The sequence below is a fragment of the Streptomyces endophytica genome (assembly GCF_026153355.1).
GTDB lineage: Bacteria > Actinomycetota > Actinomycetes > Streptomycetales > Streptomycetaceae > Streptomyces > Streptomyces endophytica.
The window spans coordinates 4,485,034-4,505,503 of sequence record NZ_CP110636.1; the positions used below are offsets into that span (position 1 = coordinate 4,485,034).

15 protein-coding genes and 3 pseudogenes are annotated in these 20,470 nt (G+C 73.7%); 15 read left to right on the forward strand and 3 right to left on the reverse strand.

Annotation, left to right across the window (positions count from 1 at the left end):
- Positions 1–121 precede the first annotated feature (121 nt).
- Positions 122–1,177 carry an LLM class F420-dependent oxidoreductase gene (locus OJ254_RS20045; RefSeq protein WP_265363430.1) on the forward strand — a complete coding sequence of 352 codons (1,056 nt, stop codon included), beginning with the start codon at positions 122–124 and terminating at the stop codon, positions 1,175–1,177.
- A gap of 315 nt (positions 1,178–1,492) precedes the next feature.
- Positions 1,493–2,281: a ferritin-like domain-containing protein gene (locus OJ254_RS20050; protein WP_265363431.1), complete on the forward strand. Its 789-nt coding sequence runs from the start codon at positions 1,493–1,495 to the stop codon at positions 2,279–2,281.
- Between the two features lie 48 nt (positions 2,282–2,329).
- Here the strand turns inward: OJ254_RS20050 and corA are convergent, their stop codons facing one another.
- The gene (corA, locus tag OJ254_RS20055) at positions 2,330–3,325 is read right to left on the reverse strand and encodes a magnesium/cobalt transporter CorA (protein WP_265363432.1); all 996 of its coding nucleotides are present in this window, start codon (positions 3,323–3,325) and stop codon (positions 2,330–2,332) included.
- Between the two features lie 59 nt (positions 3,326–3,384).
- Here corA and OJ254_RS20060 point away from each other — a divergent pair.
- The 5 genes and pseudogenes from OJ254_RS20060 (at position 3,385) to OJ254_RS20080 (ending at position 10,257) form a co-directional block, all read left to right on the forward strand.
- Positions 3,385–4,082, forward strand: a pseudogene (locus tag OJ254_RS20060) (histidine phosphatase family protein).
- 107 nt (positions 4,083–4,189) lie between these two features.
- Entirely contained in the window at positions 4,190–4,780 is a 591-nt protein-coding gene (locus OJ254_RS20065; RefSeq protein WP_265363433.1) for a DUF3090 domain-containing protein, read from the forward strand.
- Between the two features lie 5 nt (positions 4,781–4,785).
- A pseudogene (locus OJ254_RS20070) lies at positions 4,786–5,669 on the forward strand (SCO1664 family protein).
- A gap of 131 nt (positions 5,670–5,800) precedes the next feature.
- Positions 5,801–7,030: a cysteine--1-D-myo-inosityl 2-amino-2-deoxy-alpha-D-glucopyranoside ligase gene (gene mshC / locus OJ254_RS20075; protein WP_265363434.1), complete on the forward strand. Its 1,230-nt coding sequence runs from the start codon at positions 5,801–5,803 to the stop codon at positions 7,028–7,030.
- A gap of 171 nt (positions 7,031–7,201) precedes the next feature.
- Positions 7,202–10,257 (forward strand): annotated as a pseudogene (locus OJ254_RS20080) (NPCBM/NEW2 domain-containing protein).
- A 99-nt stretch (positions 10,258–10,356) separates the two neighbouring features.
- Here OJ254_RS20080 and OJ254_RS20085 read toward each other — a convergent pair.
- Entirely contained in the window at positions 10,357–11,412 is a 1,056-nt protein-coding gene (locus OJ254_RS20085) for a PAC2 family protein (protein ID WP_265363435.1), read from the reverse strand.
- A gap of 306 nt (positions 11,413–11,718) precedes the next feature.
- Between OJ254_RS20085 and OJ254_RS20090 the strand changes: the two genes are divergently transcribed.
- Genes OJ254_RS20090 through OJ254_RS20120 form a run of 7 tightly spaced genes read left to right on the forward strand, consistent with a single transcriptional unit; the run spans position 11,719 to position 19,374 of the window.
- Positions 11,719–13,044 carry an enolase C-terminal domain-like protein gene (locus OJ254_RS20090; RefSeq protein ID WP_265363436.1) on the forward strand — a complete coding sequence of 442 codons (1,326 nt, stop codon included), beginning with the start codon at positions 11,719–11,721 and terminating at the stop codon, positions 13,042–13,044.
- Positions 13,041–13,808, forward strand: a complete 768-nt coding sequence (locus OJ254_RS20095; RefSeq protein ID WP_265363437.1) for an SDR family NAD(P)-dependent oxidoreductase — start codon at positions 13,041–13,043, stop codon at positions 13,806–13,808. Before OJ254_RS20090 ends, OJ254_RS20095 begins: the two co-directional genes overlap by 4 nt.
- A gap of 46 nt (positions 13,809–13,854) precedes the next feature.
- Complete coding sequence (locus tag OJ254_RS20100) at positions 13,855–14,907, forward strand: sugar ABC transporter substrate-binding protein (protein WP_265363438.1); 1,053 nt, start codon at positions 13,855–13,857, stop codon at positions 14,905–14,907.
- Positions 14,904–16,469: a sugar ABC transporter ATP-binding protein gene (locus OJ254_RS20105; RefSeq protein WP_265363439.1), complete on the forward strand. Its 1,566-nt coding sequence runs from the start codon at positions 14,904–14,906 to the stop codon at positions 16,467–16,469. The genes OJ254_RS20100 and OJ254_RS20105 overlap by 4 nt, the downstream gene beginning before the upstream one ends.
- Positions 16,466–17,500: an ABC transporter permease gene (locus OJ254_RS20110; protein ID WP_265363440.1), complete on the forward strand. Its 1,035-nt coding sequence runs from the start codon at positions 16,466–16,468 to the stop codon at positions 17,498–17,500. The genes OJ254_RS20105 and OJ254_RS20110 overlap by 4 nt, the downstream gene beginning before the upstream one ends.
- A gap of 12 nt (positions 17,501–17,512) precedes the next feature.
- A complete protein-coding gene (locus OJ254_RS20115; protein ID WP_265363441.1) occupies positions 17,513–18,541 on the forward strand; it encodes an aldo/keto reductase in 1,029 nt (342 codons plus the stop codon).
- The gene (locus tag OJ254_RS20120) at positions 18,541–19,374 is read left to right on the forward strand and encodes an amidohydrolase family protein (RefSeq protein ID WP_265363442.1); all 834 of its coding nucleotides are present in this window, start codon (positions 18,541–18,543) and stop codon (positions 19,372–19,374) included. Before OJ254_RS20115 ends, OJ254_RS20120 begins: the two co-directional genes overlap by 1 nt.
- Here the strand turns inward: OJ254_RS20120 and OJ254_RS20125 are convergent.
- Positions 19,353–19,580, reverse strand: coding sequence for a hypothetical protein (locus tag OJ254_RS20125; RefSeq protein WP_265363443.1), 228 nt, complete (start codon positions 19,578–19,580; stop codon positions 19,353–19,355). The genes OJ254_RS20120 and OJ254_RS20125 overlap by 22 nt on opposite strands.
- Between OJ254_RS20125 and OJ254_RS20130 the strand changes: the two genes are divergently transcribed.
- Positions 19,579–20,349, forward strand: coding sequence for an SDR family oxidoreductase (locus tag OJ254_RS20130; RefSeq protein ID WP_265363444.1), 771 nt, complete (start codon positions 19,579–19,581; stop codon positions 20,347–20,349). The two genes, OJ254_RS20125 and OJ254_RS20130, sit on opposite strands and share 2 nt — an antisense overlap.
- The last annotated feature ends 121 nt before the right edge of the window (positions 20,350–20,470 follow it).

Sequence of the window (20,470 nt, forward strand, 5' to 3'; positions counted from 1 at the left end):
TGAGAGTACGCGCCGGGCGCCGGGAACAGGGGACCTGTGGACAACCCGTCGGTGACGCCCGGCGGGGGTGCGCGCTACAGTCCCCGGAACAGCGACGTTACTGATCGGTAAGGGGAGCGGCATGAGGCTTGGCATCAACCTCGGCTACTGGGGCGCCGGGATGGACTCCGACAATCTCGTGGTGGCGCAGGAGGCCGACCGCCTCGGCTACTCCGTCTGCTGGGCCGCCGAGGCGTACGGGTCCGACGCCGCCACCGTGCTCTCCTGGGTCGCCGCCCAGACCGAGCGCATCGACATCGGCTCCGCCATCTTCCAGATCCCGGCGCGGACGCCCGCCATGACCGCGATGACGGCCGCCACCCTGGACTCGCTCTCCGGCGGCCGGTTCCGCCTCGGCCTCGGCGTCTCCGGCCCGCAGGTCTCCGAGGGCTGGTACGGCGTCAAGTTCGACAAGCCGCTGGCCCGCACCCGCGAGTACGTCGAGATCGTCCGCAAGGCGATGAGCCGCGAGCGGCTGTCCTACGAAGGCGAGCACTGGACGCTGCCGCTGCCCGGCGGCCCGGGCAAGCCGCTGAAGCTCACCGTCCACCCGCAGCGCCCGCACATCCCGCTCTACATCGCCGCGATCGGCCCCAAGAACCTCCAGCAGACCGGCGAGATCGCCGACGGCGCGCTGCTGATCTTCCCCGCCGCCGAGAACCTGGAGGAGACCGCGGTCGCCCACCTCCGGGCCGGCCGGGAGAAGGCCGGCAAGACCCTGGACGGCTTCGACATCTGCCCGACGCTGCCGCTGGCAGTCGGCGCCGACAAGGACGTCAGCGCGCTGGCCGACATGTTCCGCCCGTACACCGCGCTCTACGTCGGCGGCATGGGCAGCCGCAAGCAGAACTTCTACAACCAGGCGGCCCGGCGGATGGGCTACGAGAAGGAAGCCGCCGAGATCCAGGACAAGTACCTGTCCGGCGACAAGGAGGGCGCCGCCGCGGCGATCCCGGAGAAGCTGATCGACCAGACCACGCTGCTCGGTTCGGTCGAGCGGATCGCCGACCGGATGCGGGCCTACGCGGACGCCGGGGTGACCACGCTGACGCTGTCCCCGGCGGGCTTCGGACTGGAGGACCGGCTGGCCTCGCTGCGGGCCGGAACGGAGGCCCTGGAGCGCGCCGGGCTGGCATGAGCGCCGCCGGGCGAACGGACCGGCGGCGCTCAGCGAGAGGCGCCCGGTGAAACGCCCGGTAGCGACCGGCGAAGGGCCCGGCGCCGGGGCAGCCGGACCTCGGGCCTTTCCGGGAGCCTGCGGCCGTGGTGGGGGCTCGGGGGATCTTCCCCGCCACGGCCGTCGCGCTGCACAACGCCGGTACGGGCGGCCGGGTTACGCCCCGCCACCCGGCCGCGCCTCGTCCGAACGGGCGAACGGGCGCCCCGTCCGGTTGCCGCGCCCGGAACACCCGCTTTGACTGTTCGCGGGTGTGTCCGTTCGGAGGTGACGCAGATGCTCTCGGCCCGGAGCCTTTTCCAGGAGATCGTCGACGACGACGAGGCCTACCGCCTGTTCTGCTCCATAGCGGCGAGCGGTGAGGCCCAGGGCGGCTGGGAGAACGGTCGGATCGCCGCACTGCTGCCGGAGTCGCTGCGCGATCTGGCACCCAAGGTCGCCCGGCACGGCGCCGACGAGGACAAGCACGGCCGGATCTTCCGGGCCCTGCTGCGCAAGCGCGGGCTGACCCCCACCGACGTCCCCGCGGCCACCGACTACACCATGCTCCTGGAACGGCGGGGCATCGGTCTGGCGCACGACAAGCTGCGCCGTGACGAGCCGCTCGGCGAGCTCGACATCATCACCTACCTCGCCCACAGCCGGGTCACCGAACAGCGCGCCGCCGACCAGATGGCCCTGCTCACCAGGCATTTCGGCGACCACCCCGAGGTGGGCAAGGCGATCCGGATGATCTCGGACGACGAGAGCAACCACCTCGCCTACTGCCACGAGGAACTGCTCCGCCTCGCCCGGGCCGGCCACGGGCGGACCATCCAGCGGGCCCTCCACGAGTGCGCGCACGCCGAGATCGCCGTCTACCGGGACGTCAGCCTGGCCGTGATGGACCGCATGGGCCGCATCCTGAAGTGGCCGAGGGCCAAGTCCGCGGCGCTCACCGCCGGCATCGCGGCGGTGTACGGATACGAGCGGCTGGGCGGCTGGCGGCGGATGGTCAGTCTCACGATGCCCGAGCGGCGGGACGCGCTGGGCGGCCCGGCCACCTCCGCCCCGGAGTTCGCGTGAGCCGGGGTTCGCGCGAGGACGCCGACGGGGGGCTTCCGCGTCGGGCCCTCAGAGCCAGCCGCGGCGCTTGAAGAGCCGGTAGAGCGACACCTCGATGAGGATCATCACCACGAGCACCCCCGGGTAGCCCCAGTGCCACCTCAGCTCCGGCATGTTCTCGAAGTTCATGCCGTAGACCCCGGCGATCAGGGTGGGGACGGCCGCCAGCGCCGCCCAGGCCGAGATCTTGCGCATGTCGTCGTTCTGCCGGACGCCCATCTGTGCCAGATGGGCGGCGAGAATGTCCGAAAGCAACCGGTCCAGGCTGTCCACCGACTCATTCGCCCGGGTGAGGTGGTCGTCGACGTCGCGGAAGAACGGCCGGGCGTGATCGTGCACGAACGGCACTCCCGGGTTCTGCAACCGGGCCATCGGCTCCGCCAGCGGGCCGGTCGCCCGCCGGAACTCCATCACCTCGCGCTTGAACGCGTAGATCTCCGCGGCGGTGTTCCGGGTGTCCCGGCCACGGACCGGGGCGAACACCTCGGCCTCCAACTCCTCCATGTCCAGGGCGAGTTCGGAGGCCACCTCGATGTAGTGGTCGACCACCGCGTCGCTGACCGCGTAGAGCACCGCGCCCGGCCCGTGCCGCAGGATCTCCGGATGCTCCTCCAGTCGGCGCCGCACCGCCGCCAGCGGGCTGGCCTCGCCGTGCCGGACGGTCACCACGAACGAGTCCCCCACGAAGACCATCAGCTCCGACGCCGTCACCGTGTCGGCGTGGGTGTCGTACGTGACCGGCTTCAGCACCATGAACAGCGAGTCGTCGTAGACCTCCAGCTTGGGCCGCTGGTGCGCCTTGAGCGCGTCCTCGACGGCCAGCGGGTGCAGCGCGAACTCGCTGGTCACGCGGTCGAACTCGTCCGGCGTCGGCTCGTGCATCCCCAGCCAGAGGAAAGAGTGCCCCTCCGCCCGCGCCGCCTTCAGCGCGCCGGAGAAGTCGGCCGCGCAGTCCGTGCGGCGGCCCTCCCGGTAGATGGCGCAGTCCACGATCACACCAGGCATTCTCGCGCGTCCCCGGGACCCCTGCCAGGAAGCGGTACCCGGAACGTAGGGTGGCGGGCATGCCCACGCTGATCCTGGTGCGGCACGGCCGCTCCACCGCCAACACCGCCGGAGTGCTCGCCGGGCGGGCGCCCGGCGTCGCCCTCGACGAGCACGGCGCGGCCCAGTCCGCCGCGCTCCCCGCGCGGCTGGCGCGGGTACCGCTCGCCGCCCTCGTCTCCAGCCCCCTGCAGCGCTGCCGGGAGACCATGGCGCCCCTGCTGGCGGCCCGCCCGGGCTCACCCTGCACATCGAGGACCGGATCAGCGAGTGCGACTACGGCGACTGGTCGGGCCGCAAGCTGGCCGAGCTGACCGACGAGCCGCTGATGGAGGCCGTCCAGCAGCACCCCTCCTCGGTCGCCTTCCCCGGGGGCGAGTCGATGCGGGCCATGCAGGCCCGCGCGGTCGACGCGGTCCGCGACTGGAACACCCGCGTCGAGCAGACCCTCGGCGCCGAGGCCACCTACGCCATGTGCTCGCACGGCGACATCATCAAGTCCCTGGTCGCCGACGCGCTCGGCATGCACCTCGACCTCTTCCAGCGGATCTCGGTCGAGCCCTGCTCCCTCACCGTGATCCGCTACACCCGGCTGCGCCCCTACCTCGTACGCCTCGGGGACACCGGCGACTTCGCCTCGCTGGTGCCCCGGGACGACGGCGGCAACCCGGCGGCGGAGCGGGACGCGGCCATCGGCGGTGGTGCGGGCGCAGGGTGATCAGTCGGCGCAGTAGGGTGGTGCGACGGCGCTGCCCGCCGCCCCTGCGGTCCGCAGGACCCGCAGCGACCGCAGTGACCCCGCAGTCGAGCAATCGGAGCAGGACGTTGTCCCGTCAGGTGTTCTTCTACGACGTACCGGACCGCTTCGTCGCCGGTACGGTCGGGCTGCCTGGCCGCCGTAGCTTCTACCTCCAGGCCACCGCGGCCGGCCGGACCACCAGCGTCGCCCTGGAGAAGACCCAGGTCGCGGCGCTCGCCGAGCGGATCGACGAGCTGCTGGACGAGGTCGTCCGGCGCAGCGGCGGCAACGCCCCGGTCCCTGCCGTCTCGCCCACCGAGCTCGCCGACACCGCCCCGCTGGAGATGCCCGTCGAGGAGGAGTTCCGGGTCGGCACGATGGCGCTGGCCTGGGACGGCGAGGACGAGCGGATGATCGTCGAGGCCCAGGCGCTGGTGGAGTTGGAGGCGGACAGCGAGGAGGACCTCGCGGACGCCGAGGAACGGCTGCTCCAGGACGACGAGAACGGCCCGCCGATGCTGCGGGTGCGCCTGACCGGGACGATGGCCAGGGCGTTCGCCAAGCGGGCCCTGGAGGTCGTGAACGCCGGCCGCCCGCCGTGCCCGCTGTGCAGCCTGCCGCTCGACCCGGAGGGACACGTATGTCCGCGCCAGAACGGATACCGGCGGGGCGCCTGAGCGCCATGGAGCCCGCCGTCGAACCGGCCGGGCAGCTGCCCGGCCCCACCGGACCGCAGGACCCGCCGCCGGCCGCGGCGGAGCCGGCCGGCGGGCTGACGGACTCCTTCCTCGCCGAAGGCGAGCTGACCGTGCGCGGCCGTATCCGAGAGGCCTCCAATGCCGTGCTCTACTGCACGGTCACCCACGACGGCCGCACCGCCTCCTGCGTCTACAAGCCCGTCGCCGGCGAGCGCCCGCTGTGGGACTTCCCCGACGGCACGCTCGCCGAGCGCGAGGTCGCCGCGTACGAGATCTCCCGCGCCTGCGGCTGGGACCTGATCCCGCCGACCGTGCTGCGCGACGGCCCCTACGGCACCGGCATGGTCCAGGAGTGGATCGACCCGCCGGAGAGCAGCGACGAGGTGCCCGACCTGCTGGCGCTGGTGGAGGACGAGGAGCCCGGGCCCGGCTGGAAGGCCGTCGGCTTCGCCGAGCTCGGCGAGGGCCGCACCGCGCTGCTGGTGCACGCCGACCACCCGCGGCTGCGGCGGCTCGCGGTCCTCGACGCGGTGATCAACAACGGGGACCGCAAGGGCGGCCATCTGCTGCCCGGCGCCGACGGCGAGTTCTTCGCCATCGACCACGGCGTGAGCTTCCACACCGAGGACAAGCTGCGCACGCTGCTGTGGGGCTGGGCGGGCGAGCCGCTGACCGAGGAGGCGCTGGAGGTGCTGCGGGGGCTCGCGGACGCCCTGACGGACTCCGCGCCGCTCGCCGCCCGACTGGCCGAACTGCTCACGGCCGCCGAGATCGACGCGCTGCGGGCGCGGGTGGCCGGCTGCTGGCGGGCGGCCGGCACCCCGAGCCGAGCGGGGAGTGGCCCGCCATTCCCTGGCCGCCGGTCTGAGCCCGCCCGGGCCCCCTTCCGGACCGCCGAGGCGCATATGCACGTCCGGTCGCGAACCGCAAGACCGCCTTTCCGGCCAAGACCCCTGGTCCGGTTCGTATGCGGAACATGCATCCGGTTACGCTCAAGGCATGCATGCATGGCCCGCTTCTGAGGTCCCCGCCCTGCCCGGTCAGGGCCGCGACCTGAGGATCCACGACACCGCGACCGGCGGACGGGTGACCCTCGCCCCCGGTCCCGTCGCCCGTATCTACGTCTGCGGCATCACGCCGTACGACGCCACCCACATGGGGCACGCGGCGACCTACAACGCGTTCGACCTGGTTCAGCGCGTGTGGCTCGACACGAAGCGCCAGGTGCACTACGTGCAGAACGTCACCGACGTCGACGATCCGCTGCTGGAGCGGGCGCAGAAGACCGGCGACGACTGGACCGCGCTCGCCGAGCGCGAGACCGCCCTGTTCCGCGAGGACATGACGGCGCTGCGGATGCTGCCGCCGCAGCACTACATAGGCGCCGTCGAGTCGATACCCGGCATCGTCCCGCTGGTGGAGCGGCTGCGCGACGCCGGCGCCGCCTACGAGCTGGACGGTGACATCTACTTCTCCGTCGCCTCCGACCCGCACTTCGGCGAGGTCTCCGGACTCGACGCCGAGGCGATGCGGCTGCTGTCCGCCGAGCGCGGCGGCGACCCCGAGCGCGAGGGCAAGAAGAACCCGCTCGACCCGATGCTGTGGATGGCCGCCCGCGACGGCGAGCCGAGTTGGGACGGCGGCTCGCTGGGCCCCGGCCGGCCCGGCTGGCACATCGAGTGCGTCGCGATCGCCCTGGACCACCTCGGCATGGGCTTCGACGTCCAGGGCGGCGGCTCCGACCTCGCCTTCCCGCACCACGAGATGGGCGCCTCGCACGCCCAGGCGCTCACCGGCGAGCACCCGTTCGCCAAGGCGTACGTGCACGCCGGGATGGTGGCGCTGAACGGCGAGAAGATGTCCAAGTCCAAGGGCAACCTCGTCTTCGTCTCGAAGGTGCGGCGCGACGGCACCGACCCGGCGGCGATCCGCCTGGCGCTGCTCGGGCACCACTACCGCGCCGACTGGGAGTGGACCGACGCGGTGCTCGACGAGGCCGTCGAGCGGCTGGCGCGCTGGCGCGCCGCGGTCTCCCGCCCCGACGGCCCGCCCGCCGAGGCCCTCCTGGAGGAGATCCGCACCGCGCTCGCCGACGACCTCGACTCCCCGGCCGCGCTGGCGGCCGTGGACCGCTGGGCCGCCGCCCAGCAGGCCGACGGCGGCACCGACGAGGGCGCCCCCGGCCTCGTCTCCCGCGCCGTCGACGCGCTCCTGGGCGTGGCCCTCTGACGGCCACCGCCTGACCCCCGTCCCGCGAGGGGCGCCCGTACCGGCCGGTGCGGGCGCCCCTTTTCCGTGCCCGCCCGCGCGCCCGCACCCGGGCCGGGCGACCGGAAATCCAGGAATCCGGCGCAAGAATCCATGGTGGGCCGCCCCGTCGGCGGGCTAGAGCTGTCCGGCATGAGGAAACCAACAGGACTGCGGGCGGCGGTCGTTGCCGCGCTGCTCGGGCTCGTGGTGGCGGTCGCCGGCCCGGCCGGCAGCGCACCGGCCGCCGGCCCCGCGCCCGCCCACACCGTCGGGGACGTCACCGGCTTCGAGGCCGACGGGCCCGTCTACCACCTGCACGCGGGCCGGGCCGAGGCCCGCGTCAGCTTCGTGACGGACCGTACCTTCCGCCTCGAACTCGCCCCGGACGGCACCTTCTCCGACCCCACCGGCAAGGACATCGTGCTGCCGCAGGGCGCCCCGCCGGCCACCCACTGGCGCGACGCCGGCGACGCCTACGAACTCAGCACGTCCCAGGTCACGTTGAGGGCATACAAGTCACCGCTGCGCTTCGAGCTGCGCCGGGCCGACGGCTCGCTGGTCTGGTCCGAGGCCAAGGGGCTGAGCTGGGACGACAAGACCACCACGCAGACCCTCGCGCGCGGCGCCACCGAGCAGTTCTACGGCGCCGGCATGCAGAACGGCCGCGGCAACACCTCGCACCGCGGCCACACCGTCGAGGTGGGCGTGGACTACAACTGGGACGACGGCGGCCACCCCAACTCCGTCCCCTTCTACCTCTCCACCGCCGGATACGGCGTCTTCCGCAACACCTACGCCCCCAACACCTACGCCTTCGACGACCCGGTGACGACCACCGCGAAGGAACGGCGTTTCGACGCCTATTACTTCGCCGGGCCGCGCACGAAGGACGTCATCGGCCAGTACACCGCACTGACCGGAAAGCCCTTCCTGCCGCCGGTGTACGGCCTGGAGATCGGCGATTCGGACTGCTATCTGCACAATGCCAACCGCGGGGAACGGCACACCCTGGATTCCCTGAAGGTCGCCGACGGATATGTGCAGCACGACATGCCCAACGGCTGGATGCTGGTGAACGACGGCTACGGCTGTGGCTATGAAAACCTGGCGCAAACCTCCCAGGGGCTCGGTGACCGGAAGATGAAACTCGGGCTGTGGACCGAGGACGGCATCGCCAAACTCGCCGACCAGGTCAAGGCCGGCCAGCGGATCGCCAAACTCGACGTGGCCTGGGTCGGCGACGGCTACAAATTCGCCCTGGACGGCTGCAAGGACGCCTACCAGGGGATCGAGGACAACAGCGACGCACGGGGATTCACCTGGGCCCCGGAAAGCTGGGCGGGCGCGCAGCGGTGCGGCGTCCAGTGGTCCGGAGACCAGAGCGGCAGCTGGGAATACATCCGCTGGCAGATACCGACCTACGCCGGCGCGACGATGTCCGGGCTCGCCTACACGACCGGTGACGTGGACGGCATTTTCGGCGGCAGTCCCAAGACGTACGTCCGCGATCTGCAGTGGAAGGCCTTCCTCCCGGCGGTCATGACGATGGACGGCTGGGCCGCCAGCGACAAGCAGCCCTACCGCTACGGCGACCCGTACACGGCCATCAACCGGAAATACCTGAAGCTGAAGGAATCGCTGCTGCCCTACGTGTACTCCTACGCGGCCGAGGCGACCCGGACCGGGGTCGGGCCGGTGCGTCCGCTGTCGCTGGAATACCCCGACGACCCGAAGGCCGCCGCGGACGCCGCGAAGTACGAATTCCTCTCCGGCCAGGACTTCCTGGTCGCCCCCGTCTACCGGGACACCGACACCCGCGACGGCATCTACCTGCCCAAGGGCACCTGGATCGACTACTGGTCCGGACGCACCTACCGGGGACCGGTGACCCTCGACGGCTACAGCGCGCCGCTGGACACCCTGCCGCTGTTCGTCAAGGCCGGCGCCGCCGTGCCGATGTGGCCCGGCATCAGGTCCTACCAGGACCGGACCGCTGGTTCACCGCTCGCCTGGGACGTCTACCCGCAGGGCCGCTCGTCGTTCACCCTCTACGAGGACGACGGGGTGACCCGCGCCCACCGGACGGGCGCCGGCGCCACCCAGCGGGTCGACGTCACGGCCCCCCGCTCCGGCGCCGGCGACGTACGCCTCGACGTCGGGGCCTCGAAGGGCTCCTTCCAGGGCAAGCAGACCAGCCGGCCGTACGAGTTCACCGTGCACACCGGGGACACGCCGCGCGGGGTGGAGCTGGCCGGCCGGCCGCTGAAGCGGCTGCCGTCCGCCCGCGCCCTCGAAGCGGCCGGGCAGGGCTGGTACTACGACCCGGCCGACCGCGGCGGAGTCGTCCACGTCACGACCGCCTCCCGCCCCACCGACCGGGCCTTCGGCCTGACGCTCAAGGGCGCCAGCGCGGTCGGCGGCCGGACCCCGGGCGCGGGCGTCACGGTCACCACCCCGGCGGCCAGGAGGTCACCAAGGGCGTGCCGACGACCGTACGGACCGCGGTGACGGCCGGGACCCGGGACGCCACGGACGTCTCGGTGTCGCTGTCCGCGCCCGAGGGCTGGCGGGTCTCCGCCCCGGCACACCACGGCCGGCTCGCGGCCGGCGGCACCGCCCGCGACACGCTGACCGTGACCGCGCCGAAGGACGCGAGCAGCGCCGACCCGGTGACCGTCACCGCCACCGTCCGCTACCGGGCGGCCGGGGCCCCGCGCACCACCGTGCACCGCTTCGAGGTACGGCCGGTACCGGCCGCGCCGTCCGCCGACACCTGGGCGAGCGACATGGAGTGGCTGACCGCAACCAATGGCTACGGCCCGGCCGAACGGGACCGCAGCAACGGCGAGTCGGGCCCGGCGGACGGCCATCCGCTCACCCTCGCCGGGAAGACATACACCAAGGGCATCGGCGCGCACGCCAACGCGGACCTGGAGTTCTTCACCGGGGGCCGCTGCACCTCGTTCACCGCGGACACCGGGATCGACGACGAGATCGCCGACTACGGGGAGGTCGCCTTCTCCGTGGAGGCGGACGGCAAGGTGCTGTGGACCTCGCCGAAGCTGACCGGGAAGTCGGCGCCGGTGGCGGTGGACGTACCGCTGCGCGGCGCCCGGCACGTACGGCTGAAGGTGACCGACACCGACGGCAAGAAGTCCGGTGACCACGGCGACTGGGCGGGGGCGCGCTTCCACTGCTCCGGATGACCGCCCCCGGACGCCGCCGGAGATGACGGCGGGGCGCCGGACCGGCCCGCCGGCCGGTCCGGCGCCCCGGTGCGTGTCAGCCGCCCGGGTGCGCCCGGGTCAGTCGCCGCTCTCCTCCGGGCCGTCCTCGTCGGGCCGACGGGAGGAGTCGGACGGGCCGGTGTCCTTCGGGCCGCCGGGCTCGCGCGGTTCCTTGGAGGCCGGGCGGGGCGGCCGGGTGCGGCCGCTGGTCGTGTCACGGAGGTAGGAGCTGTCCCGGCCCTCCGCGAGCCCGCCCTCGGTGGCCACGCCGGGGCCGGACTGCGGGTCGCGGCGGCGCAGATAGCGCTCGAACTCGCGGGCGATCGCCTCGCCGGACGCCTCCGGCAGGTCCGCGGTGTCCCGCGCCTCCTCCAGCGACTGCACGTACTCGGCGACCTCGCTGTCCTCCGCCGCCAGCTGGTCCACGCCCAGCTGCCAGGCCCGCGCGTCCTCGCTCAGCTCGCCCAGCGGGATGCTGATGTCGAGGAGGTCCTCCAGGCGGTTGAGCAGCGCGAGGCTGGCCTTCGGGTTGGGCGGCTGGGAGACGTAGTGCGGCACCGCCGCCCACAGGCTCACCGCCGGCACGCCCGCGTGGGTGCACGCCTCCTGGAGGATCCCGACGATGCCGGTCGGGCCCTCGTAGCGCGACTCCTCCAGGTCCAGCCGGCGGGCCAGGTCGGCGTCCGAGGTGACCCCGCTGACCGGGACCGGTCGGGTGTGCGGGGTGTCCCCGAGCAGCGAGCCCAGCACCACCAGCATCTCCACGCCCAACTCATGGGCGAAACCGAGGATTTCGTTGCAGAACGAGCGCCAGCGCATGCTCGGCTCGATGCCGCGGACCAGGACCAGGTCGCGCGCCCGGCCCTTGCCGTTCGCATCGCTGACCCGGACCACGGAGAGCCGGGTGGTCGGCCAGGTGATCTTGCGTACGCCGCCGTCGAGGAAGACGGTGGGACGGTTCACCTGGAAGTCGTAGTAGTCCTCGGCGTCCAGCGCGGCGAAGACCTCGCCCTTCCACTCCCGGTCCAGATGGGCGACCGCGGCGGAGGCGGCGTCGCCGGCGTCGTTCCAGCCTTCGAACGCGGCCACCATGACCGGGTCGATCAGCTCGGGCACCCCCTCCAGCTCGATCACCCAGCGCCTCCTTCCGACCGGCCCGGCCGTCGGGGACGGCGGCCGGCAGCAGTTCCATTACGTGCGTCACCAAGCCTACGGCTTGTGTGGGCCCGGTCCGCAGCCCCTGTGCACGAACACGTCCCGAGTCATCCGATCTGTGGCCGAGGTCGTGCGTCATCGCTTCCTCAACTTCCGCCCGACATTCGGTACGGGGTCTGGACGGCGACTCGGGGACGGGTCTATACATCGGATGACCCGGAAAGGTCCGATGTTAGCTCCGCCGCCAGGAACGATGTTCCTCCGCTACTCCTCAGGGGCGTGCGCATGGCCGCGACCGACACCGTCACCGCGTTCGAGATCCACGACGTCCGCTTCCCCACGTCGGAGCAGCTCGACGGCTCGGACGCCATGCATCCCGACCCCGACTACTCCGCCGCCTACCTCGTCCTGCACACCGCCGACGGCCCGCGCGGCCACGGCCTGTGCTTCACCCTCGGCCGCGGCAACGACGTGATGGCCGCCGCGATCCGGTCCCTCGCGCCGTACCTCGTCGGCCGCCCGGTGCCCGCCACCGCCGCCGACCTCGCCGCCCTGCACCGCGACCTCACCCACGACTCCCAGCTGCGCTGGCTCGGGCCCGAGAAGGGCGTGATGCAGATGGCGGCCGGCGCGGTGGTCAACGCCGCCTGGGACCTGGCCGCCCGCCGGGCCGGCCTGCCGGTGTGGGAGTTCCTCGCCGCGATGACCCCCGAGGACCTCGTCTCGCTCGTCGACTTCCGCTACCTCTCCGACGCCCTCACGCCCGGCGAGGCACTGGCCCTGCTGCGCGCCGCCGAGCCCGGCCGGCCCGCCCGCGCCGCCCGCCTGAAGGCCGAGGGCTACCCCGCCTACACCACCTCGCCCGGCTGGCTCGGCTACGACGACGGCAAGCTGGTCCGGCTCGCCAAGGAGGCGGTGGCCGACGGCTTCGGGCAGATCAAACTGAAGGTGGGCGCCGACCTCGACGACGACAAGCGGCGGCTGCGGCTGGCCCGCGCCGCGGTCGGCCCCGGCGTACGGATCGCGGTCGACGCCAACCAGCGCTGGGACGTGGCCGAGGCGGTCCGCTGGATGACCGCGCTGGCGCCGTACACCCCGTACTGGATCGAGGAACCGACCAGCCCGGACGACGTGCTGGGGCACGCCGCGGTGCGCTCCGGGCAGCCGGTGAAGGTCGCCACCGGTGAACACGTCGCCAACCGGGTGGTGTTCAAACAGCTGCTGCAGGCCGGCGCGGTGGACTTCGTCCAGATCGACGCGGCCCGGGTGGCCGGGGTCAACGAGAACCTGGCCATCCTGCTGCTCGCCGCCAAGTACGGCGTCCCGGTGTGCCCGCACGCCGGCGGCGTCGGCCTGTGCGAGCTGGTGCAGCACCTGGCGATGTTCGACTACGTGGCCGTCTCGGGCAGCCGGGACGACCGCGTCATCGAGTACGTCGACCACCTGCACGAGCACTTCGTCCACCCGGTCGTGATCGAGCACGGCCGCTACCGGGCCCCGGCCGCCCCCGGCTTCTCCGCCGAGATGCGCCCGGCGTCCCTCGCCGCCCACCGCTACCCCGACGGGCCCGTGTGGCGGGCCCGCCGGACCACCGAGGAGGCCCTCATATGACGGACTTCGACGGCCTGGCCGCCCTCGTCACCGGCGGTGCCTCCGGCATCGGCGCCGCCACCGCCGCCCTGCTGCACGAGCGCGGCGCCCGGGTGGCCGTAGTGGACCGCGACCCGGCCGGCGCCCCGCCCGGCACCCTCGCGCTCACCGCCGACGTCACCTCCGCCGCCGCCGTGCGCGCCGCCGTTGACGAGGCGGCGGCCGAACTCGGCGCCCTGCACACCCTCGTCGGCAACGCCGGCATCGGCGCGATCGGCACCGTCGAGGACAACGACGACGAGGAGTGGCGGCACGTCCTGGACGTCAACCTCCTCGGCCTGGTCCGCACCGCCCGCGCCGCCCTGCCCCACCTGCGCCGGGCGGCCCGCGACCGCCCCGGAGCCGTGTCGATCACCCACACCTGCTCCATCGCCGCCACCGCCGGACTGCCGCAACGGGCCCTGTACGGTGCCAGCAAGGGCGCGGTGCTGTCGCTGACGCTCGCCATGGCCGCCGACCACGTCCGCGAGGGCATCCGGGTCAACTGCGTCAACCCGGGCACCGCCGACACCCCGTGGATCGGCCGGCTGCTGGCCCGCGCCGACGACCCGGCGGCCGAACGCGCCGCCCTCGACGCCCGCCAGCCGATGGGCCGGATGGTCACCGCCGGCGAAGTCGCCGCCGCCATCGTCTCGTTGGCCTCCCCGGCCGCCGCCGGCATCACCGGCGCCGCGCTCGCCGTCGACGGCGGCATGCAGGGCCTGCGCCTGCGCCCCGCGACCTGACCCGGCCGCGGACGGAAAAGCCCACCCGACCGACCAAGGGACTCCCATGAGACTGCGTACGACCGGCGCGGCGGCGGGTGCCGCGGTGTCCGTCCTCGCCGCCCTCGCCGTGCTCACCGGCTGCAACCGCGGCAGCGACGCCGCCGGCCGGATCGGCATCGACCTGCCCCGCACGGACACCGACTTCTGGAACTCCTACGAGCAGTACCTCCGCAAGGACCTGGACCACGGCGGCCCGGCGGCCCTCCCGCTGGCCAACTCCCAGAACGACATCGCCAAGGTCGTCGCCGACGTGCAGGCGCTCACCGGCCAGGGCGCCAAGGCGATCGTGATGGCCCCTCAGGACACCGGGGCCATCAGCGCCGAACTGCAGCGGCTCGCGGCGAAGAAGATCCCGGTCATCAGCGTGGACACCCGGCCCGACGACGGCACCGTCTACATGGTCGTCCGCGCCGACAACCGCGCCTACGGCGAGAAGTCCTGCGACTACCTCGGCCGCAAGCTCGGCGGCCGGGGCCGGGTCGCCGAACTCCAGGGCGACCTCAGCTCGGTCAACGGGCGGGACCGCTCCGAGGCGTTCGCGGCCTGCATGAAGCGGAAGTACCCGAAGATCACCGTGCACGAGCTGGCCACCGACTGGAAGGGCGAGGTCGCCTCCGCCAAGCTGCAGAGCCTGCTCGCCCAGCACCCCGACCTCGACGGCATCTACATGCAGGCCGGCGGCGCCTTCCTGCAGCCCACGCTCGCCCTGCTGGAGCAGCGGAAACGGCTCGTACCGGCCGGCTCCGCCGGGCACCTCACCATCATCTCCAACGACGGCATACCGGACGAACTGGCCGCGATCCGCGCCGGCACGATCGACGCCACCCTCTCCCAGCCGGCCGACCTCTACGCGAAGTACGCGCTCTTCTACGCGCGGGCCGCGCTGGACGGCAAGACCTTCCGGCCCGGCCCCACCGACCACCACTCCACCATCGTGAAGATCAAGAACGGTCTGGAGGACCAGCTCCCGGCGCCCCTGGTCACCAAGGCCAACGTCGACGACGCCACGCTCTGGGCCAACCAGCTCGACCGGCCCGGGAAGAAGCAGCGGCGATGACGGCCCACGAACCGGCGGCGGTGCACGCCGAGGGAATCGTCAAACGCTACGGCCCCACCCTGGCCCTCGACGGGGCCCGGCTGACCGTACGGCCCGCCGAGGCCCACGCCCTCGTCGGCCGCAACGGCGCCGGCAAGTCCACCCTGGTCTCCGTGCTGACCGGCCTGACCCGCCCGGACGCCGGCCGGGTCACCTTCGCCGGGCGGCCCGCACCCCGCTTCGGCGACCCGGCCGGCTGGCAGCGCACGGTCGCCTGCGTCCACCAGAAGTCGATGACGGTGCCCGAACTGACCGTCGCCGAGAACCTCTTCCTGGGCCGTCTCCCGGGCGGCCGCACGCTCCGCTGGGGCGCCCTGCGCGCCCGGGCCGGCGAACTGCTCGCCGGCTACGGCGTGGCGGTCGACCCGACCGCCCGGATCCGCGAACTCGACGTGGAGCAGCGGCAGTTCGTGGAGATCGCGCGCGCCCTCTCGCACGGCGCCCGGCTGATCATCCTGGACGAGCCCACCGCCCGCCTCGACGCGGCCGGCATCGACCGGCTCTTCGGCAAACTGCGGGCGCTGCGCGCCCAGGGCGTGGCCTTCGTGTTCATCTCGCACCACCTTCAGGAGGTCTACGAGCTGTGCGACACCGTCACCGTCCTCCGCGACGCCCGCCCCGTACTGACCGCGCCCGTCCCGGACCTCCCCAGGGACGAGCTGGTCGCGGCCATGACGGGGGAGGCGGCGACTGCCGCGCGGCGCCCCCGGCCGGCCGGCCGCACCACGGGCGCACCGGTGCTGCGCGCCGAAGGGCTGGCGCTGCACGGCCGGTTCGGCCCGCTGGACCTGACCGTACGGGCCGGTGAGGTGGTGGGCCTCGCGGGCGCCACGGCCAGCGGGACCACCGCGATCGGCGAGACGCTGGCCGGGCTGCGGGCCCCGGACGCCGGCCGGATCTCGGTACGCGGCCGCCCGGTCCGCACCGGCAGCGTGCCGCACGCCCTCGCCGCCGGCATCGGCTACATCCCCGAGGACCGGCACCGCGAGGGCCTCGTCCCCGGCCGCAGCGTCGCCGAGAACGCCACCCTCACCGTCGCCGACCAGCTGGGGCCGCTGGGGACCGTACTGCCCGCCCGGACCCGCGCGTTCGCCCGGCGGATGATCAGCGACCTGGACATCCGGACCACCGGGCCCGGCCAGCCGGTCTCCGGGCTCTCCGGCGGCAACCAGCAGAAGGTCGTGATCGCCCGCGCGCTGGCCCGCCGGCCCGCGGTCCTGGTCGCCGTCCGGCCCACCAACGGCGTGGACGTCCGGTCCAAGGAGGCCCTGCTCGGCGTCGTGCGCCAGGTCGCGGACGGCGGCAGCGGCGCGCTGATCGTCTCCGACGAACTCGACGACCTCCGGGTCTGCGACCGGGTGCTGGCCGTCTTCCACGGCCGGGTGACCGCCCACTTCCCCCGCGGCTGGCGCGACCACGACCTGGTCGCCGCCATGGAGGGCCTGGCGGGCGACCGCCCCGACGAGCGGCCGGCGGGCGACCGCGGCGACGACCCGCACGGAACGGAAGGGACCGCGCCATGACCGAGACCGCCTCCCCGCCGGCCACCGACCTGGGCGCCACCCCGCCCGTCCGCCGCCGGCCCCGGATCGACCCGGCCCGCTGGCGGGACCTCTCCCTGGTGCCGGTGATCCTCGTCCTGGGCGTCATCGGCTTCATCGTCTCGCCCGCCTTCCTCACCCAGGACAACCTCATCGGGGTCGTCCAGCAGTCCACCGAACTCGGGCTGCTGGTGCTCGGCGAGGCGCTCGTCCTGATCAGCGGCCGGATGGACCTGTCACTGGAATCGACCATCGGGCTGGCGCCGGTGGTGGCGCTGTGGCTGGTGATGCCCGCGCACGGCGGCCGGTTCGCCGGCCTCGGGCTCTTCCCCGCCTGGACCGCGATCCCGCTCTGCCTGGCGGTGGGCGCGGCGGTCGGCGCGGTCAACGGCTTGCTGATCCTGGGGCTCAGGGTCAACGGCTTCATCGCCACCCTCGGCATGCTCACCATGCTGCGCGGCCTCCAGGTGGGCCTCTCCGAGGGGCAGTCCATCGGCAACGTCCCGGAGTCCTTCGCCTATCTGGGCAAGGCCGACTGGCTGGGCGTCCCGGCCGCCGTCTGGATCTGCCTGGCACTGTTCGCACTCGGCGGCGCGGCCCTGGGCTACCTCCGGCACGGACGGGCGCTGTACGCGATCGGCGGCAACCCGGAGGCGGCCCGCGCCGCCGGCATCCGCGTGGACCGGCTCACCTGGACCGTCCTCACCCTCGCCGGGGTGCTCGCCGCCTTCGCCGGCATCCTCTACACCGGCCACTACGGCGCGGTCTCCGCGAGCCAGGGAAACGGCTGGATCTTCCAGGTCTTCGCCGCCGCGGTGATCGGCGGCATCAGCCTCAAGGGCGGCCGCGGCACCCTCTTCGGCGCGCTCACCGGCGTCCTGACCCTCCAACTGGTCATCAACGTCATGACGCTGGGCGGGGTGCCGCCGCTGTGGACCCAGTTCCTCAACGGCGCGATCATCATCATCGCCCTGGTCATCTCCCGCTTCACCAGCGGCGAGAAGCAGGACTGAGGGCCGCCGCAGATGCGCCAACCCTCCAGTGCACAACGCGAGTTGGGCCGCAGCGGGGTCACCGTCCCGCCCCTGGGCCTGGGCTGCGCCCCGCTCGGCAACCTCTACCGCGCCGTCCCCGAAGAGCAGGCCCGGGCCGTCGTCCACACCGCCCTCGCGGCCGGTGCCGGCCACTTCGACACCGCACCGCACTACGGCCTCGGCCTCTCCGAGGAGCGGCTCGGCCGGGCGCTGCGCGGCCGGGACCGGGACGGCTACACCCTCTCCACCAAAGTCGGCCGCCGGCTCCGCCCGCTCGCACCGGGGGAGGAGGCGGCCGGTGAGGGCTTCGTCGACACCCCCGCCCGGGCCCGCGTCCGCGATCTCTCCCGCGACGGCATCCACGCCACCCTCCAGGCGTCCCTGGAGCGGCTCGGCGTCGACCGCGTCGACATCGTCTACCTGCACGACGTCGAGCACCACCTGCGCGAGGTCTACGACACCGGCTTCCCGGCCCTCGCCGAACTGCGCGCCCAAGGAGCCGTGCGCGCCATCGGCTTCGGGATGAACCACAGCGACGTCCTGGCCCGGCTCGTCGACGACCTCGACGTGGACGTGGTGCTCTGCGCCGGCCGCTGGACGCTGCTGGAGCGCACCGCCCTCGACGACCTGCTGCCGGTCTGCGCCCGCCGCGGCACCTCCGTCGTCGTCGGCGGGGTCTACAACTCCGGGCTGCTCGCCGACCCGTCACCCGGCGCCCGCTACGACTACGCCCCGGCCCCGCCCGCCCTGCTGCACCGCGCCCGCCGACTGGCCGCGGTGTGCGCGGAGTTCGGGGTGCCGCTGAAGGCCGCGGCGCTGCGCTTCCCGTTCGGCCACCCGGCCGTGGCCGCCGCCGTCGTGGGCGCCGCCACCCCCGGCGAAATGGCGGAGAACGCCCGGCTCTTCACCCAGGAGATCCCCGACGCCCTGTGGCACACGCTCGTCGCCCGCGGGCTGCTCGACCCCGACCTGCCGCTGCCCCTCGCCCACGGCCCCCACGACCCCGGAGCAGGCCCCTGATGCGCATCGACGCCCACCACCACCTGTGGGACCTCACCCGGCGCGACCAGCCGTGGATGGACGGGCCCTGGGCCGACCCGATCCGCCGCAGCTACGCGCTCGCCGACCTCGTCCCGCACCTGACCGCCCACGGCATCGACCGCACGGTGCTGGTCCAGTCGTCGTCCTCGTACGACGAGACCGCCGAACTGCTGGCGCTCGCGGTGGGGGAGGGCCCGGTCGCCGGCGTCGTCGGCTGGGCCGACCTCACCGACCCGGCGCTCCCCGGCCACCTGGCGGCGCAGCCGGCCGAACTGGTCGGCCTCCGCCACCAGGTCCAGGACGAACCCGACCCCGACTGGCTCACCCGCCCCGCGGTCCTCGGCGGACTGGCCGCCCTGGCCGCCGCCGGCCTCGTCTACGACCTGCTGGTCACCCCGCGCGAACTGCCCGCCGCACACACCGCGGCCCGGGCCCTGCCCCAGCTGTCGTTCGTCCTGGACCACGCCGCCAAACCCGCGGTGGCGACCGGGCAGTGGCAGCCCTGGGCCGGCGCCGTCGACGCGCTCGCCGGGCTGCCGAACGTCAGCTGCAAGCTGTCCGGGCTGGTCACCGAGGCCGACCGGGACGCCTGGCGGCCGCCGCAGATCCTCCCCTACGCCCGGCACGTGCTGGACACCTTCGGCCCGGACCGGGTGATGTTCGGCTCCGACTGGCCGGTCTGCACCCTCGCCGCCGGCTACGACGACGTCCTCGCGCTCGCGGAGGCCGCCACCACCGGACTCACCACGGCCGAGCGCACGGCGGTCTTCGGCGGGACGGCGGCGCGGGTCTACGGGCTCGGGGCGTGGTAGCCGGACGGAGCGCGGCGCGGGGGCCGGACCCCGCGCCGGGCCGCCGCGTCGGCGTCCGGTTTCCGCCAGCCTCGCGGCCGTCCGCGGCCGAGGATCGAGGCGTACCGCGGAGCGACGCGGTGCTCGTCCGGCAGGGACGAACGAACACGCACGAAGGCGACGGTGACGACGATGACCGCGACGGTGATGGCTCCCACGACCCCCATGACGGCGACCGCGGCGGGGGACGGCGGCGACCGGCCGCTGGCGGGCAAGGTGGCCCTGGTGACCGGCGGCAGCCGCGGGATCGGGGCGGCGATCGCGCGCCGGCTGGCCGCCGGGGGCGCGGCGGTGGCCCTGACCTACCACAGCCGGCAGGACCTGGCCGACCAGGTGGTCAAGGAGATCGAGCAGGCCGGCGGGCAGGGCTGGGCGGTCCGGGCCGACGTGGCCGACGCCGAGCAGGTGTGGGCCGCGGTGGCCGGCGCCGTGGAGCGCTTCGGGCGGCTGGACATCCTGGTGAACAACGCCGGGATCGGCGTCCTCGGGCCGTTCGAGGGCATTTCCCTGGACGACGTGGACCGGGTGCTGCGCACCAACGTCCGCGGGCCCTTCCTCGCGGCGCAGGCCGCGGCCGCGCATCTGACCGAGGGCGGGCGGATCATCTCGATCGGCAGCTGCATGGCCGAGCGGGTCGCCTTCCCCGGCGGCACCCTCTACGCCACCAGCAAGGCCGCGCTGACCGGCCTCACCAAGACCCTGGCCAGGGAGCTGGGGCCGCGCGGGATCACCGCCAACCTCGTCCACCCGGGCCCGATCGACACCGACATGAACCCCGCCGACGGCGAGAGCGCGGAGTTCCAGGCCGGGCTGACCTCCCTCGGTGCCTTCGGCCAGGGCACGGACGTCGCGGAGACCGTGGCCCATCTGGCGGGCGACGGCGGGCGCTACATCACGGGCGCCTCGATCGCGGTGGACGGCGGCTTCGCGGTCTGAACCGGGGGAAGCCCGCCCGCGGCCCGCGGCCCGCGGCCCGCGGCCCGCGGCGTCGGGTCGTGGCGTCGGGTCGTGGGCGACGGGCTTCGGCGGGACGTTCCGGCCGCGGACGGCGGAGCGT